Consider the following 15,886-nt stretch of genomic DNA (forward strand, 5'->3'; position numbering starts at 1 on the left):
GCATTATGGCAAATCAAAAACTATGGGGCGGACGATTTAGTGCAGGTGTGGCGGAGATTTTAGATAGATTTAATGCTTCTTTGCCTTTTGATAAGAAGCTTTATAAACAGGATATTTTAGGTTCTAAAACACACGCTAAAATGCTAGCAAAAAGTGGAATCTTAACGCAAGATGAAGCAGATTTGATTTGTAAGGGGTTAGAGCAGGTTGAAAATGAAATTAAAAGCGGTGCTTTTCAGTTTGTCTTAAGCGATGAAGATATTCATATGGCAGTAGAGAAGCGTTTAACTGAAATTATTGGCGAAACAGGTAAAAAACTTCACACTGCAAGAAGTCGCAATGATCAAGTGGCACTTGATTTTAGACTTTTTGTTTTGGATTCCAATAAACATTTGCGCAACTTAGTGCTAAATCTCATCTCTACACTTTTAAAGCTTGCAAAAGAACATACACAAACAATGCTCCCGGGAATGACGCATTTACAGCACGCACAGCCTGTTAATTTCGGTTTTTTACTTTGTGCTTATGCGTGTATGTTTATGCGTGACTTTGAAAGGTTGGAATCCTCTTTTAAGCGCAACAATTATTGCCCACTTGGTGCTGCTGCACTTGCTGGCACGCCTTATAGCGCAGATAGGCATTTTGTGGCAAAAGAATTAGGTTTTATTGCTCCAACACTTAATGCAACAGATTCTGTAAGCGATAGAGATTTTGCACTTGATTTTTTATATGATACAAGTGTGCTTGCTATGCATATTTCACGTCTTGCAGAAGAACTTGTGCTGTGGAGCAGTTATGAGTTTAGATTTATCACGCTAAGTGATGCATATTCTACGGGAAGTTCTATTATGCCACAAAAGAAAAACCCAGATGTGCCAGAGCTTTTACGCGGTAAAAGTGGGCGCGTGTATGGGAATTTAATAAGTCTTTTAGTTGTAATGAAAGGCTTACCATTAGCATACAACAAGGACACACAAGAGGATAAAGAAGGGGTTTTTGATAGTTTTGAAACACTTGAGATTTCTTTAAAAATCTTAGACGATTTGTTAAAGACTATGACAATCCATAAAGATTCTATGTTAAAAGCTTGTAGAGTAGGGCATTTAAGTGCAACAGATTTAGCAGATTTTCTTGTTAAAAATTGTGGAATCCCTTTTAGAGAAGCTCATCACATTACCGGAAAAGCCGTTGCAAGTGCAGAGTCTTTACAGAAAGACTTAAGTGAGTTAAGCGTAGAAGAACTTTGTGCAGTGGATTCTAAAATCCCAAAAGAAGCACATAATAGCTTGGATTTAAATGCTTCAATGAATAGTCGTAACTCTTATGGCGGAACTTCTACACAATCTACACTTACACAAATTGAAAGTCTAAATGCGTGGTTAGAGATTGCAAAAGCAAGCATAAAGGACACATGATGTCAAAGCAACAAGAAATTATTGCAATGTTTGATGATATTGCAGGAAGTTACGATTTGACAAATCGCGTAATGAGCTGTGGGATAGATATCGCTTGGCGCAAAATTGCGTGCAAACAAGCTTTTAAAAATCTCTCAAAAAATCAAGGCTTAGAAATCGCTGATATTGCCTGTGGCACAGGGGATATGATAAGCCATTGGCAAAAAAATGCGCAAAAAGAAAGCATAGAGATTCAAAGCATTGTTGGACTTGATCCAAGTGAGGGAATGCTAAGTGTTGCACGCAAAAAAATGCCAGAGATTTGCTTTATGCAATGCGAGGCAACAAAGCTACCATTAGAGAGTGAGAGCAAAGATATTTTAAGTATTGCTTATGGAATTCGTAATGTAGTGGAGCGCGAGAAAGCATTAAACGAATTTGCAAGAGTGCTTAAAAAAGATGGAATCTTAGTGATTTTAGAATTTACAAAATGTGAAAATCCAAGTTTTGCAGAACGCTTAATGGGGTTTTATACAAAAAATATTTTACCCTTTGTTGGTGGAATCTTATCAAGAAATTATCGTGCATATCGTTATTTGCCGGACTCTATTGAAGAGTTTTTAACCACAGATAAATTGAGTTTTGAACTTAGCAAAGCTGGTTTTAAAACTCTTTATACGAAAGCATTTTCTGCAGGTGTTTGCACGTTATTCATTGCAAAAAATTGCAGCTATATCAATAAAACTTGATTTATTGATATAGCTTTGCTATACTTCTTTCAAAATAAAAATTGCTAGGAGTATGTATGCAGATCCCGCAAGTTTTTGTAGATAAATTACTTACAACAGCGTGGATATTTTCTCTCTATTTTATAGAGCTCTCTTTGTTATTTTTGACAATCAGCTGCTGCGTAGCATTATTGCAGCAAAGATTCCAAACTCTACTTCAAAAAACGCTGAAAAATAATATTTTTGGTTATATCAAAGCTATTTTACTTGGTGCATTAACGCCTTTTTGCTCCTGCTCTACAATCCCATTATTCTATGGCTTATTACAAGCAAAGATTCCATTAAGCATTGCTTGTGCATATTTGCTCACTTCACCACTTTTAAATCCTGTGCTTTTAGTGATGATTGTATTTACATTTGGAGGAAAATTAGCAAGTGTGTATGCTTTATTTATTATCTTATTTGTATTTTTTGTCGCTTTGAATCTTACCAAAATCCCCACTCATCTTTTGCTGAAAGACAATGCCATTTTTTCGCCAAAGCCAACACCCCTACTTCTGCAAAAGCCTCAAATGCAAAAACCTTTAATCTTTGTTCAAAAACCCAAAAAAATTTCCATAAAAAAAGCATTTAATGAAGCATTGTTTCAGTATAAAAAAGTTTTTGTGTATTTGGTTGTTGGAATGCTTATTGGTGCAGTGCTAAAGGGATTTGCCCCACAAGATTCTCTGTATTTTATCGCAGAATTTAAAAGCACTGGAATCATACTTGCCGCATTACTTGGGATTTTTCTCTATGTGCGTGTAGAAGCCATAATCCCCATTGGAGTTGCATTGCTTGATGTAGGTGTGCCACTGGAAATTGTGATGAGCTTTTTAATTGCTGGTGGGGGTTGCTCTTTGCCTGAATTGATCTTGCTAAAATCTAAAATGCGTTTTTTATTTTTGGTTATTTTTGTTGGCATTGTATTGAGCAGTGCGATTATATTTGGCTATTTTACGCTATTTTTAACTTATTAAAGGAGATACAATGGAAGATTTTTTACGAGTTATGCAGGCTTTAAATGATAAAAGTCGCCTTGAAATTCTTATGTTCTTAAAAGCGCAAGAAGATATGCTTTGTGTGTGTGATTTGCAACATTCTTTAAATATGATTCAATCAAGGCTTTCAAGGCATTTGAAAATTCTCAAAGATGCAGGATTTTTAGAATTTGTGCGTAAAGGCACTTGGGCATATTATGGAATCAAAAAAGACTTAAGTCCATTATGTGCGATTTTATTACAAGAATTAGAGCATTTGAAAATAACGCTTCCACCATTGGTGCGTGTTTCTTGTAAAATTTCTCAATAAGGCTGAAGGTATGGGTTTTATCATTTTTATACTCACTTTGCTTTGCATTTATATCCGTCCTTTTAATTTGCCTTTGTGGGTGTATAGCTCTCTTGGGGCAGCTCTTTGCTTGGGATTTGGCTTTGTGAGTTTAAGCGATGTGGGATTTGTGTGGGGTATGGTGTGGGATAGCACCTTTAGCCTTGTTGGGCTTATCATTTTTGCATTATCTTTAGAAAAGCTTGGATTTTTTGAAGTTTTAGCCCACTACACGCTAAGGCTTTCTACGCATAAGCAAACTTTACATTTACAAACTTGGAAATTTTTTGTCTTTATAGGTGTGCTTGCAAGTGTGTTGGCGACATTTTTTTCTAATGATGGGGCGATTTTAATCCTAACGCCTCTAATCATCGCGCTTTTAACCCATATCAAAAATGTCAAATTCTCACGCTCTCCGCTTATTGTCTTTTTACTATTTGTGGGGTTTATGAGTGATTTTGCTTCAAATACATTTATCTTTTCAAATCTCACAAACATCATCACCGCAGATTTTTTTACAATCACATTTATAGATTTTGCCTTGGCTATGGCATTGCCGCAGCTTTTTGTGATCCTTGCTACTCTTATGTTATTTTGGATTCTCTTTACACGCAAGCTCCCAAAAACACTAGAATTTAAAGTGCATACACAAGCTTTGCCAAAGCCTAGCATTACGCTATTTTGTTTTGGTTTAACCTTACTTTTGCTCTTTGGTATTATTGGCGGGGAGAAATTTAACATTGCTCTTTGTGTTTTCACACTAGGCGTGGCATTTTTAGGCACGCTGTGTGGAATCCTAACGCACAAAATTGTGCTTAAAGAAATGCTCAAACTTGCCCCTTTAGGCATTGTAACTTTTAGCTTGGGGCTGTTTATCGTGGTATTTGGGCTAAACAATATGGGGCTTGTTGGGCTACTAGCTGAAGGGCTTAGGCATTTTGATACCCTGCCATTATTTGCACAAATCTTTAGCGTAGGTATATCTTCAAGTCTTGGCTCTAGCGTGATAAATAATTTACCTATGGTTATGCTAGGGGATTTAGCACTAAAGGATTCTAGCAACGCACTTATTTTTGCGCATTTGCTAGGCTGCAATGTCGGGGCAAAGCTCACGCCCATTGGCTCACTTGCTACTTTGCTTTGGCTTTTTAGTCTTAAACGCTATGGGATTAGCATTAGCTTTTTGCAATATATGCTAGTAGCTTTGCTTATCGTGCCTTTTGTGCTTTTTTTCGGGCTTTTGGGACTTTGGGTTTATATGATGATATAAGGAGAGATGATGAGTGCTTATTTTGCTCTTGCTTGGCTCAATTTTTTTATCGCTGATGTCAATGATGGGCTTGGTCCTTATCTTGGCGTATTTTTAAAAGAGCATCAATTCACAGAATCACAAATTGGGCTAATTACCACAAGTGCATCATTGTGTGCTTTGATTTTTGGGATTTTTCTTGGAGTTTTGATTGACAAAACGCATTTTAAACGAGGGATTATCGCCTTATGTATCGTGGGGATTGTCTTAGCAACAGGGGCGAATTATTTTTATCCGCATTTTACTTTTACGCTTGCAGCTCAAATTGCCATCGCCTTATGTGCGGTGTGTCTTGCCCCTGCTTTTAGTGCTATTACGCTTGGGATTGTAGGGCAAAAAGGATTTAGCAAACAAATTAGTCTCAATGAAGCCTACAAGCACGCAGGCACAGCCTTTAGCGCAGGGCTTAGTTTTGTATTTGCGCTTGATTATGGCATTGGAGCGATTTTTATCATCACAGCTCTTATGGGAGTGTGTGCTTTAGTGTTTTTAGCTTTGCTTAAAAGCTCACAAATCAATCACGCAGTAGCTTGTGGCAAGGAAGAAGGAGTGGAGATCCCACTGCGTAAGGCACTAGGCGATGTGAGAGTGCTATTTTTAGGCGTGGTGATGTTTTGCTTTCATCTAAGCAATGCCTATATGCTTCCCTTGCTTAGTCAAAGAGCGCATACTCTTGGCATAGATTCTAGCGGTGCGTATGCGGCAGCGACTATTCTTATCGCACAATGCACGATGATAGGAATCTCTTTATTGTGTATGAGATTATTGCAGACAAAAGAGAATCCGCATTTTTCACATATTTATGTGTATCTTATGGGGGTTGCACTTTTTGGGCTTATCGTGCGTGGGGGTGTGGCGGCACATTTTGATGGGATACTAGCTATGATAATCGTGCAGATTTTAGATGGTGTTGGGGCTGGGATTGTCGGTGTGATTTTACCGCTTTTGGTGGCTATGCTTATGCGTGGAAGTGGGCATATCAATGCTGCTTTTGCTTGTGTGATGACTTTTGGTGGGGTTGGGGCGGCTTTGAGCGGGAGCTTGGGAGGATATATCGCACAATATTTTGGATATTTTTATGCGTATTTGACATTAGCTTTTGTAGCGGCTTTTGGACTTTTGATTTGGGTGTTTTCTTATACAATTTTTCATAGGTAAGGCAAATTTTATATTTATTTTTGCATAATGTTACCTTTTAAATCTAAATGGAAGGAAAATTATGAAGGGTAAAGTTCTAGCTTTAGGCTTAATTAGTGGTGAAGATGGAAATCGTTATACTTTTGAAGTTAATGATATAGTTAATTTAGAAGACAGAAATCCTCAGAATCTCACGGGCTGTGAAGTGGATTTTGAAGTGAGTGAAAAGGCGGCAAAAAATATTTTCATCATAGGTGCGAGTATTAATATAGCAAACATCAAAGGGCAATTAATGTCAAATGATACACAAAGTATTCGCTTTAAGTTCTTGCTTGCTATGGGGCTTTATTTTGGAGCTGGTTTTATTTCATTAATCCCATTTTTAGGTTGGGTGCTTGGACCTATTTTATTGATTTCTGGATTTGTGGTGTATGTATTGACTGTGTTTGGGGCAAGACACGCGAGTGAAAGCAAGACTTTATTAAAAAATTTCATTCTCTCTATGGTGATTTTTGCTGTGGCATTTATTCTGGCTATGATTTTTGGCGGTAGCGCACTAGTTGGTTTTATTTCTGGATATGATTCAGCTGGAGGATTTGGATTTACTATGGCAATGATATTGCTTATCATTGGTGGTATTGCAACATTTGTTTATCAGCTTTTATTCTTTAGAGAATTAGCTTTTATTACTGAACAGAAATTCTTGCTTTGGGGATTTTATGTAAATGTTCTTGGTAGTTTGACAACATTAATTATGATAGGTTGGCTATTGATGTTTGCTGCTTTTGTGTTGTGGGTCATTGGCTTCTATCAAATGAAAAATATCCGCAAACGCACAGATGCTGATATAATGCCTTGGTTTTAAGGTTTAGCAGGGCTTATATAAGCCCTGTTTATTTGAAAATTAAGAATTGCTAACTTCTCTCTAAACTTCATTTTGTTACAATTTGCAAATAATTTTTTATTTACAAAGGTGTCTATATGCTACATTCTCTGCCTACGCATAATGTTGAAATTTTGGTTTTAGATTTTGGTTCACAATATACACAATTAATTGCTAGAAGACTTCGTGAATATGGCGTTTATACGGAGATTGTTCCTTATTTTGAAAAAATAGATTCCATAAAAGTAAAAAATCCTAAAGGAATAATTCTTAGTGGTGGACCTGCAAGCGTGTATGAAGATGGGGCATATAAGCCAGATAATGCTGTGTTTGAGCTTAATATCCCTGTGCTTGGGATTTGCTATGGTATGCAATATATTGCTCATTTTTTTGGCGGAAGCGTGGTGAGAGCAGAAGCGCAAGAGTTTGGTAAAGCAGTGCTTGAGATCTTAAATTTAGAAGAGAGCTTGACCTTTAGTGAGTTTAACCATAAAACAATGCCATTAGAAGCATTGGTAGATTTATGGGAGGATTCCATAAGAGGTAGCCACGAATTTTTAAAAGAAAATGATATTGCCACGCTTAAATCTGAAGTTAGTGAGCTTTTGAGAATATCAGAAAGCACGCTTGTTGCCACAGATGATGAGACTTTTTTAGGATTTCTGGGTATGGAGCATAATCGTATTGAAATGCTTTTTGTGCATCCAAAGTTTTTTAAGCGTGGAGTAGGGACTGCGCTTTTGCATGAAGCGTTTGTGCGTTCATTAAAGCAGTATGATAGTATTGTTGTGGATTGTAATGCAGAAAATACTAGAGGGCTTAAGTTTTATGCGCAATTTGGTTTTAGAGAAATAAGTAGAAGTCAAAAAGACTCTAAGGGTAGGGACTTTCCAATAGTGCATTTAAAAGTAGATAGCAAAAAGTTGGAATCCAAATTACAATCACATAATCTTTTATTTCACAATGTCAAGCAAGATTCTATTGTGTGGATGAGCCACGCAGATAAGGTGGAAGCCTTGCCTAGTGGATTTGTGGAGTTAGCCAAAAGTGGGAATACGCATTATTGTGCGATAGCGGATTTTAAAAGGCAAATTTATGCGTTGCAGTTTCACCCTGAAGTGGTGCATAGTGAGTGCGGCGGGGAGATTTTGAAAAACTTTGCCGTGGGGATTTGCGGGGCAGATACAAGCTGGAATATGCGGAATTTTGCGGAAAGCGAGATTGAGAGATTGAGAGAAAAGGTGCTTGGGAAAACTGATAAAAAGAGAGCAGATTTTATATCTATCTTAGAAACACCCAGAACTTATTTGCGACAATACCATCTTGATGACTTAGATAATTTGCAAAAGATTTTAGATGAGAAAACGATGTATGCGTGGGGACACGGCTTTAGTGAGCAAGAATGTAAAGATTGGATAGAGCAGCAACTGCAACGCTATGAAAAATATGGCTTTGGACTTTGGGCTGTGATAGATAAGGAAAGTGGCGAGATCATCGGTAATGCAGGACTAAACTATGAGAATATCGCACTTGTAAGTGATGAAGCTCAACACAAAGCAGATTCTACTATGGAATCTCGGTGCGAAATTTTAGAACTTGGCTATATCCTTAATCATCGTTTTTGGGGGCAGGGTCTGGGACTTGAAGTGGCAAGTGCGTGTGCAGAATATGCTTTTAATAAACTTGGCACAAAGGAGCTTTACTGTTTAGTTAAAGAAGACAATATGCCCTCACTAAAACTTGCCAAAAAGCTTGGAATGCGTGTCGTGGGGAAAAATATGAAGCATTATAAGGGGCAGGAATTGGCGCATTGTGTAATGAAAACCGATGAGCTAGTGCTATGTGAGAATGCTAATAATTTTAATGCAAAATGTAAGACAAATTTATCATCAAAAGCTGAATGTTCTAAAGTGCTGTGTGCGGTGAGTGGGGGGGTAGATTCTAGTGTTGTAGCCACGCTTCTTTACCGTGCCATAGGGGAGAATCTTATCCCTGTTTTTGTGGATACGGGGCTTTTAAGAAAGGGCGAGAGAGAAGCCGTTGAAGCGATGTTTAGAGAAAATCTTAAAGTGCCTTTGATTGTAAGCGATGCTAGTGAGCTATTTTTAGGACGACTAAAAGGCGTAACAGAGCCTGAGCAAAAGCGTAAAATCATCGGTGAAACTTTCATAGAAGTCTTTGAAAAAGAAGCCAAAAAGCACAACACAAAAGGCGAGATAAAGTTTTTAGCACAAGGCACACTCTATCCTGATGTCATAGAATCTGTAAGCGTAAAAGGACCAAGCAAGACAATAAAAAGCCATCATAATGTCGGCGGACTGCCTGAGTGGATGAAATTTGAGCTAATCGAGCCTTTAAGAGAGCTTTTTAAAGATGAGGTAAGAGCGTTAGGCAGGGAGCTTGGAATGCCTGAATCTATGCTTATGCGACACCCTTTCCCCGGACCCGGACTTGCCATACGCATTATGGGCGAGGTAAATAGCTCGGATTTGGAGCTTTTAAAGGAAGCGGATTCTATTTTCATAGAAGAGCTCCATAAATGGGGCTTGTATGATAGCGTGTGGCAGGCATTTTGCGTGCTTTTAAATGTGCGAAGTGTGGGCGTAATGGGCGATAACCGCACTTATGATAATACCATTTGTGTGAGAGCAGTGGAAGCGATGGATGGAATGACAGCGAGTTTCTCACACTTGCCACACGCATTTTTAGAGGGCGTCTCAAACCGCATAATTAACGAAGTAGCAGGGATTAATCGCGTAGTGTATGACATTACTTCAAAACCACCCGGAACCATTGAGTGGGAGTAGAATTTATATTGTGCATAATTTTTATAATCAAAAAAGGAGACAAAATTGAAAGCGGAAGCCATTAAATTTTTAGATTTTATTGCAAAAGCGCAAGATACGCAGTTTGTGATACCCGTATATCAAAGGATATATAGCTGGGATATAAAGCAATGTTTGCAATTGTGGGAGGATATTCTAAAAATTGGGCAAAGCGGAAAGATAGAGGGGCATTTTATAGGTTCTATTGTATTTGTAGCAAATGATATTTATCAAGTAGGGCATAATGAATTGCTTGTGATTGATGGGCAACAAAGACTTACTACAATTACACTTCTTCTTATTGCATTAAGAAATATATTGCAAGATAAACAAGAAATTTTAGGTAAGTTTTCTGCAATTAAAATAGATAATCGCTACCTCATTAACCGAGATGAAGAAAATGAGAGAAAATATAAACTCATACTTTCTGAAAATGATAAAGATACTCTACTTGCCCTCATTGATAAAGATAGAAGAGAGCCAAATAAGCCATCAAGCAGAATAACAGATAACTTTATATTCTTCGAAAAAGTTGTTTTAGAAAATAAAGATAAATTAGAACAAATCTGCATAGGACTTGAAAAACTTATGATTGTCTCTATTTCATTAGAGAGAGGTAAGGATAATCCGCAATTAATATTTGAAAGTATGAACTCCACAGGAAAAAATCTCACACAAACAAATTTAATTAGAAACTACATTTTAATGGGATTAGAATCTAAAGAACAAAACAGACTATATGAGAAATATTGGCGTGCTATGGAATTAGCGTTTCCACAAGATAAGTTAGAGACATATTTTAACGCTTTTGTACGACATTATCTCACATTAAAGACGCAAGATATTCCAAACATTTCAAGAGTTTATGAAGCGTTTAAAATCTATCAACAAGAAAGCGGAATAGACATAGAAACTTTGTTGCAGGATTTGCAAAAATATTGTGATTATTTTTGTTGTATTGCTTTTCAAAAAGAACAAGACAATAGTTTAAGTAAAGCATTCGGAAGTTTTTTATCTCTAAAAACAGACACAGCATATCCTATGCTTTTAGAGCTTTACAATGATTATGCGGATAATATATTATCTAAACAAGATTTTATTTGTATTTTATCGCTTATAGAAAGTTATATTTTTAGAAGGGCGGTTTGTGGTATTGGCACTAATGGCTTAAATAAAACATTCTCTGCTTTTTTGAAAAATGTTAAAAAGGCAAAATATCTTGAAAGTGTGCAAGCACAATTTTTACTTTTTCAGCACACAAGAATATTTCCAAACGACAATTTATTTAGAGAATCTTTTATAAGAAAAGATTTTTATGGCTTTGCATTAAGAAGTTATGCCTTTTTGAAATTGGAAAACTTTGAAAGAAAAGAGAAAGTTAATATAGATGAATACACCATAGAACATATAATGCCACAAAATGAAAATCTATCATTGGCATGGCAAAAAGATTTAGGTGAAAATTATAAAGATATACATGAGAAATATCTGCATACAATAGGTAATCTTACACTAACAGGGTATAACTCCGAATATGGAGATAAATCCTTTAAAGAAAAGAGAGATATGAAAGGTGGCTTTAAAGAAAGCCCCTTGAGATTAAATGAAAACCTAAGAAATTTAGAAAATTGGAATGAAAGTGAGATTTTAAAAAGAGCAAATGCCTTAGCAGATTTATCTCTAAAAATATGGATTATCCCATCATTAGATGAAACAACATATAATACGTATAAACCAAAAATTAAACAGCAATATGATTTAAGCAACTATCACTTTAGTAAAGATACAAGGGAAATATTTGATATCTTGAGAAAAGGGATTTTAGCATTTGATGAAAACATAACAGAAAATTTTACAAAACAGTATATCGCCTATAAACTTAACACAAATTTTGTAGATGTAGTTGTATTAAAAAGTGAATTAAAACTTTATTTGAATATTGATATATTTACATTGCAAGATGAGAAAAAAATAGCACGAGATGTAACAAATGTTGGCACTTGGGGCAATGGTGATGTTGAGATAAAACTTTCTTCTAAAAGTGAGATTCCATATTGTTTGGGCTTGATACGACAAGCTCTAGAAAGACAATTGGATTAAAAATATACCAAAAAAAGAGTTTGATAGATTGGAATAAACTGGACTAATTGATGTTAAGGCGTATTATTGCGATGTCATCAAATGAAGGTTCTAGAGTTATGGATTGTTTCTTTGGTGGGGGTGGATTTTGCAAGAAGCACTAAATTTAGGGAGAAAGTTTATCGGCATTGATGAGAGTATTGAAGCAATAAAGCTTAATCAAAAATGGATACAAGAAAGAGAAAATGATTCATTTAGTCCCAATGTTGCTTTGATGATATAAATTTAAAATAGATTCCATATTAAAAGGCTCTAGCTAGCTGTTGAAGTTAAGTTTTAATATGAATATAAACTACAAATTTTTATAATTTTAAAAATTATTTTTATATTCAAGGACTTCAAAATGACAATAAACTCTTTAAAGGACAATGAGCAGGGTGTTATTTTGTGTATTGAAGCAGATTTGAAAATGCGTGAGAGATTATTTAGTTTTGGAATTGTTAAATCCAAGCAAATCAAGCGCATTAAAAGCTCCCTTGGAGGTTCCACAATTTTAGTGGAAGTTGATAGAAGTTGTGTTGCATTGCGTGCTGAAGAGGCGGAATCTATTTTGGTAAAAAAGGAAGAATAAATGCAAAAAATCATTAAAATTGCGCTTATTGGACAGCCAAATGTAGGAAAAAGCCTTCTTATTAATGCTTTATGCCACACAAATATGAAGGTGGGTAATTTCACAGGAGTAACGATTGAAAAAGCGCAAGCACAAACAGAGTATCAAGACTACACATTTCAAATCATTGATCTTCCGGGGACTTATTCTCTCTATGGTTATTCTAAAGAAGAGCAAATCACCAAAGAGTTTATAGAAAGTGGCGAATATGATGTGATTGTAAATGTTGTGGATTCTACAAATTTAGAGCGGAATCTTCAACTTAGCACACAGTTGCTTGATACACAAAAAAAGATACTTCTTGCCTTAAATATGAGTGATGAAGCACGCAAAGAAGGGATTTATATCAATGAGCAAATATTAAAAGAACTTCTTGGAATCCCTTGTGTGCAAATTTCTGCACACACAAAAGAGAATTTTACTGCGCTTCTTCAAAATATCATAGAACTCTACAAGAAAGAACAAAGAAATAATAAGCGCATTTATAGTGATGCGATTGAAAATGAAATTCTACATCTTGAAGGGTTTTTGAAGGCAAAAAAAGATAAAAGCGTGAAATCTCTAGGATTAAGCACGCGTCAAATCGCAATTCTACTTCTTAAACAAGATGAAGAAACTTTTAAAATTCTAAGCAAAAAGCCAATTTGGATGGAGCTTTCTAAAGTTTTACAAAATTCATTAAATACATTGTATGCGACATTTGATTCACAAAGCATTCAAGAAATCTTTTTAGATGATTTACGCGCCTTTGTTAGCGGTTTAATTACAGAATCGGTGCGTTATGAAAATATTTCTAAACGCAACCGCACAAGCAGTATTGATGGAATCTTAATTCACAAATATGCTGGGATTCCTATTTTTTTGTTTTTTATGTGGTTGCTTTTTCAGCTAACTTTCACGCTTGGTGCATTACCTATGGATTTAATTGAAAGTTTTTTTGGATGGCTAGGAGAGAGTATTAAAGAAAATATCAACAATACCGACATTGCCTCCTTACTTGCTGATGGAATCATAGGTGGCGTTGGGGCAGTTGTGTTGTTTTTGCCAAACATTGTGATTTTATTCTTTGGAATCGCATTGCTTGAAACAACAGGCTATATGGCGCGCGTTGCATTCTTGTTGGATGGTTTTTTTCATAAATTTGGGCTACACGGAAAAAGCTTTATCCCATTGGTTACAGGTTTTGGTTGTTCTGTCCCTGCATTTATGGCAACACGCACACTAAAGAGTCAAAAAGATAGACTTTTAACACTCTTTATTGTTAATTTTATGAGCTGTGGGGCAAGATTGCCTGTATATGTGCTATTTGTCGGTGCATTTTTCCCAGCAAGTGAAGCAGGAAATTGGCTATTTGGAATCTATATTTTAGGTGCAATGATTGGACTTGTAATGGCAAAAATTTTGCGCTTAACTGCTTTTAAAGGACCTGATGAACCCTTTGTGATGGAAATGCCAAAATATCGTATGCCAAATTGGAATCTTGTATGGTTTTCTATCATCGCAAAGGCAAAAATGTATCTCAAAAAAGCAGGAACCTTTATTCTAGCTGCATCAGTTTTGGTTTGGTTTGCAAGCACTTACCCTAAACAAGAATCTTTTGAAGAATCTTTTCATCAAAAGATTGAAACAGCAATCACAGAAAAAAATAAAGACAATCTTCAGCTAGCACTAGAAGAACAACGGATTGAAAATAGCTACTTAGGAATTGCCGGAAAGGCAATAGAACCTATTTTTGCCCCACTTGGATTTGATTGGAAAATGAGTGTATCTTTACTTAGCGGACTTGCAGCAAAGGAAGTAGTTATCTCTACAATGGGCGTATTATACACGCTTGGTAGTGATGTCGATGAAACAAGCGAAAATCTTATGGAAGCAATTCAAAATGCAATCCCTTTACAAAATGCAGTGGCTTTTATTCTTTTTATAATGATTTATAATCCTTGCCTTGCAGCAACTGTTGTTTTTGGAAAAGAAGCCGGTGGATTTAAATATATTATATATCTATTCTTATTTACTTGCATTGTGGCATATATTGTGGCGTGGATTGGAAGTGTGTCGCTGGGTTTAATTGATGATTTCTGTAGCCTTTTTTAGCTTTTGCTTATCAAAATGCATATAAATGCGCGAAGTATCCAAGCTTGCGTGCCCCAAAGCTTCTTGCACAAGCACCAAATCTTGGCTTTTTTGATAGAGTAGGGTAGCAAAACTATGACGTAACATATGTGCGCCATTTTTTTCTTTTCTAATACCATTTGCCAATAAAACTTGCTCTACAATTCGGCTAATATAAGCTTGAGTTAGCTTTTTACCTTTGTGATTGCAAAATAGTAGATCATCTTCAACTTGCATTGTTTCACGAGTGCTTTTCCAAAGTTCTAAATCCATATCTATATTTTTAGATTTTAGCATTACAACGCGCGGTTTATTACCTTTACCACGCACCTGTATGAGATAAAATTCTTTATCTTGCATAATATCTTTTAGTTTTAATCCCAAAGCTTCACCAACACGGATCCCAGTATAAATAATAATCTTTAAAATTAATCGGTTTCTAGCACCCAAATCCTGATGCTTAAACGCAAAGTTATTAATACCAAAAATAAAGCGATGCACTTCATCTTCATTCATGAAAGATGGGAGCTTTTGCCCACTTTTACCGCGCAAACCACCCCAGTTTTTAAGTGTAATGCGAAAATTATAAGAAGTGCCTTGTGCATCTTCATTTTGTTTATCAATAAAGCTAAAGAAATTCAATAAAGCCATACGATAATTCTTTTTTGTTGCATCAGATAATGCGCTTGTGTGAATTGTCAAAAACTCTTTTAGCAATTCTTCATCTACATTTTTTAAACTCTCTAAACCAATTTGGGTAAGATATTCATATAATTTACTAAGTGGCATAATATAAGTATTAATTCCAATTAAACCAATATTGCGACATTCTTTACATGTATTTTGTAGGGATTCTATAGTATCAAAACCTTTGCGAAACTTTGCAAGATTCTTTAAAATCTCATCTTTATTTTTCACTTGATGATTTGATAGGCTATTAATTTTGCTGTAAATAAAGCGTTCTAACCAAAATAAAAGATTTTTATTGAAATCATCATAATGATCAATTTCATAACGCATTAGATCTCCTTAGATTTACTTGTCGTGTGAGTTTGCACCTATAATATAGGCTTTGATTATATCTAAAAAGTCATTAAATCAAAAAAATAAGTCTTAGATTCTAAATAGAGTAGCTTTTTGTTCCATTTAAAGTCTCCAAAAATGGAAACAAAAAAAGTTTGAAAATTATAGTTTTCAATATAAAAATAATTCAAATATTTTTGTCTTACAAATATATCAAGTACAATTGTAACTGCTGAAATCACTTCTGTTGAGATAATAATCCACAATTTCAGCCTTTACAAAATCCTTAGTTGTAAGTTCATTTTTTAATTTCTCTTTTAACTCTTCTTTAATAACAGGTGCATTTAGGTTTTACAAT

13 protein-coding genes are annotated in these 15,886 nt (G+C 35.5%); 12 read left to right on the top strand and 1 reads right to left on the bottom strand.

Annotated elements, in window-relative coordinates:
* Positions 1–5: 5 nt before the first annotated feature.
* The 12 genes from argH to feoB all read left to right on the top strand — a co-directional run bounded on the left by argH (position 6) and on the right by feoB (position 14,487).
* Entirely contained in the window at positions 6–1,415 is a 1,410-nt protein-coding gene (argH, locus tag Q0358_RS02475) for an argininosuccinate lyase (RefSeq protein ID WP_299546670.1), read from the top strand.
* Positions 1,415–2,143, top strand: a complete 729-nt coding sequence (ubiE, locus tag Q0358_RS02480) for a bifunctional demethylmenaquinone methyltransferase/2-methoxy-6-polyprenyl-1,4-benzoquinol methylase UbiE (RefSeq protein ID WP_299546672.1) — start codon at positions 1,415–1,417, stop codon at positions 2,141–2,143. Before argH ends, ubiE begins: the two co-directional genes overlap by 1 nt.
* Positions 2,144–2,199: 56 nt before the next feature.
* Positions 2,200–3,141 (top strand): permease, encoded by a 942-nt coding sequence (locus Q0358_RS02485; protein WP_299546674.1) that lies wholly within the window; start codon positions 2,200–2,202, stop codon positions 3,139–3,141.
* Positions 3,142–3,151: 10 nt separating this feature from the next.
* Positions 3,152–3,472 (top strand): metalloregulator ArsR/SmtB family transcription factor, encoded by a 321-nt coding sequence (locus Q0358_RS02490; protein WP_299546676.1) that lies wholly within the window; start codon positions 3,152–3,154, stop codon positions 3,470–3,472.
* Positions 3,473–3,482: 10 nt separating this feature from the next.
* Positions 3,483–4,760, top strand: a complete 1,278-nt coding sequence (locus tag Q0358_RS02495; RefSeq protein WP_299546678.1) for an arsenic transporter — start codon at positions 3,483–3,485, stop codon at positions 4,758–4,760.
* A gap of 9 nt (positions 4,761–4,769) precedes the next feature.
* Complete coding sequence (locus Q0358_RS02500) at positions 4,770–5,957, top strand: MFS transporter (RefSeq protein ID WP_299546680.1); 1,188 nt, start codon at positions 4,770–4,772, stop codon at positions 5,955–5,957.
* Positions 5,958–6,018: 61 nt separating this feature from the next.
* Positions 6,019–6,801, top strand: coding sequence for a 2-amino-4-hydroxy-6-hydroxymethyldihydropteridine pyrophosphokinase (locus Q0358_RS02505; protein ID WP_299546682.1), 783 nt, complete (start codon positions 6,019–6,021; stop codon positions 6,799–6,801).
* Positions 6,802–6,917: 116 nt separating this feature from the next.
* Positions 6,918–9,626 carry a glutamine-hydrolyzing GMP synthase gene (gene guaA, locus Q0358_RS02510; protein ID WP_299546684.1) on the top strand — a complete coding sequence of 903 codons (2,709 nt, stop codon included), beginning with the start codon at positions 6,918–6,920 and terminating at the stop codon, positions 9,624–9,626.
* 45 nt (positions 9,627–9,671) lie between these two features.
* On the top strand, positions 9,672–11,744 hold the full coding sequence (locus Q0358_RS02515; RefSeq protein WP_299546686.1) for a DUF262 and DUF1524 domain-containing protein: 2,073 nt from the start codon (positions 9,672–9,674) through the stop codon (positions 11,742–11,744).
* Positions 11,745–11,871: 127 nt separating this feature from the next.
* A complete protein-coding gene (locus Q0358_RS02520; protein ID WP_299546688.1) occupies positions 11,872–12,006 on the top strand; it encodes a hypothetical protein in 135 nt (44 codons plus the stop codon).
* A gap of 120 nt (positions 12,007–12,126) precedes the next feature.
* Positions 12,127–12,354 (top strand): FeoA domain-containing protein, encoded by a 228-nt coding sequence (locus Q0358_RS02525; protein ID WP_299546690.1) that lies wholly within the window; start codon positions 12,127–12,129, stop codon positions 12,352–12,354.
* Positions 12,355–14,487: a ferrous iron transport protein B gene (gene feoB / locus Q0358_RS02530; RefSeq protein ID WP_299546692.1), complete on the top strand. Its 2,133-nt coding sequence runs from the start codon at positions 12,355–12,357 to the stop codon at positions 14,485–14,487.
* Here feoB and Q0358_RS02535 read toward each other — a convergent pair.
* A complete protein-coding gene (locus Q0358_RS02535; protein ID WP_299546695.1) occupies positions 14,458–15,525 on the bottom strand; it encodes a tyrosine-type recombinase/integrase in 1,068 nt (355 codons plus the stop codon). The genes feoB and Q0358_RS02535 overlap by 30 nt on opposite strands.
* Positions 15,526–15,886 lie beyond the last annotated feature (361 nt).

Source organism: uncultured Helicobacter sp., from assembly GCF_937893305.1.
In the GTDB taxonomy this organism is placed as follows: domain Bacteria; phylum Campylobacterota; class Campylobacteria; order Campylobacterales; family Helicobacteraceae; genus Helicobacter_D.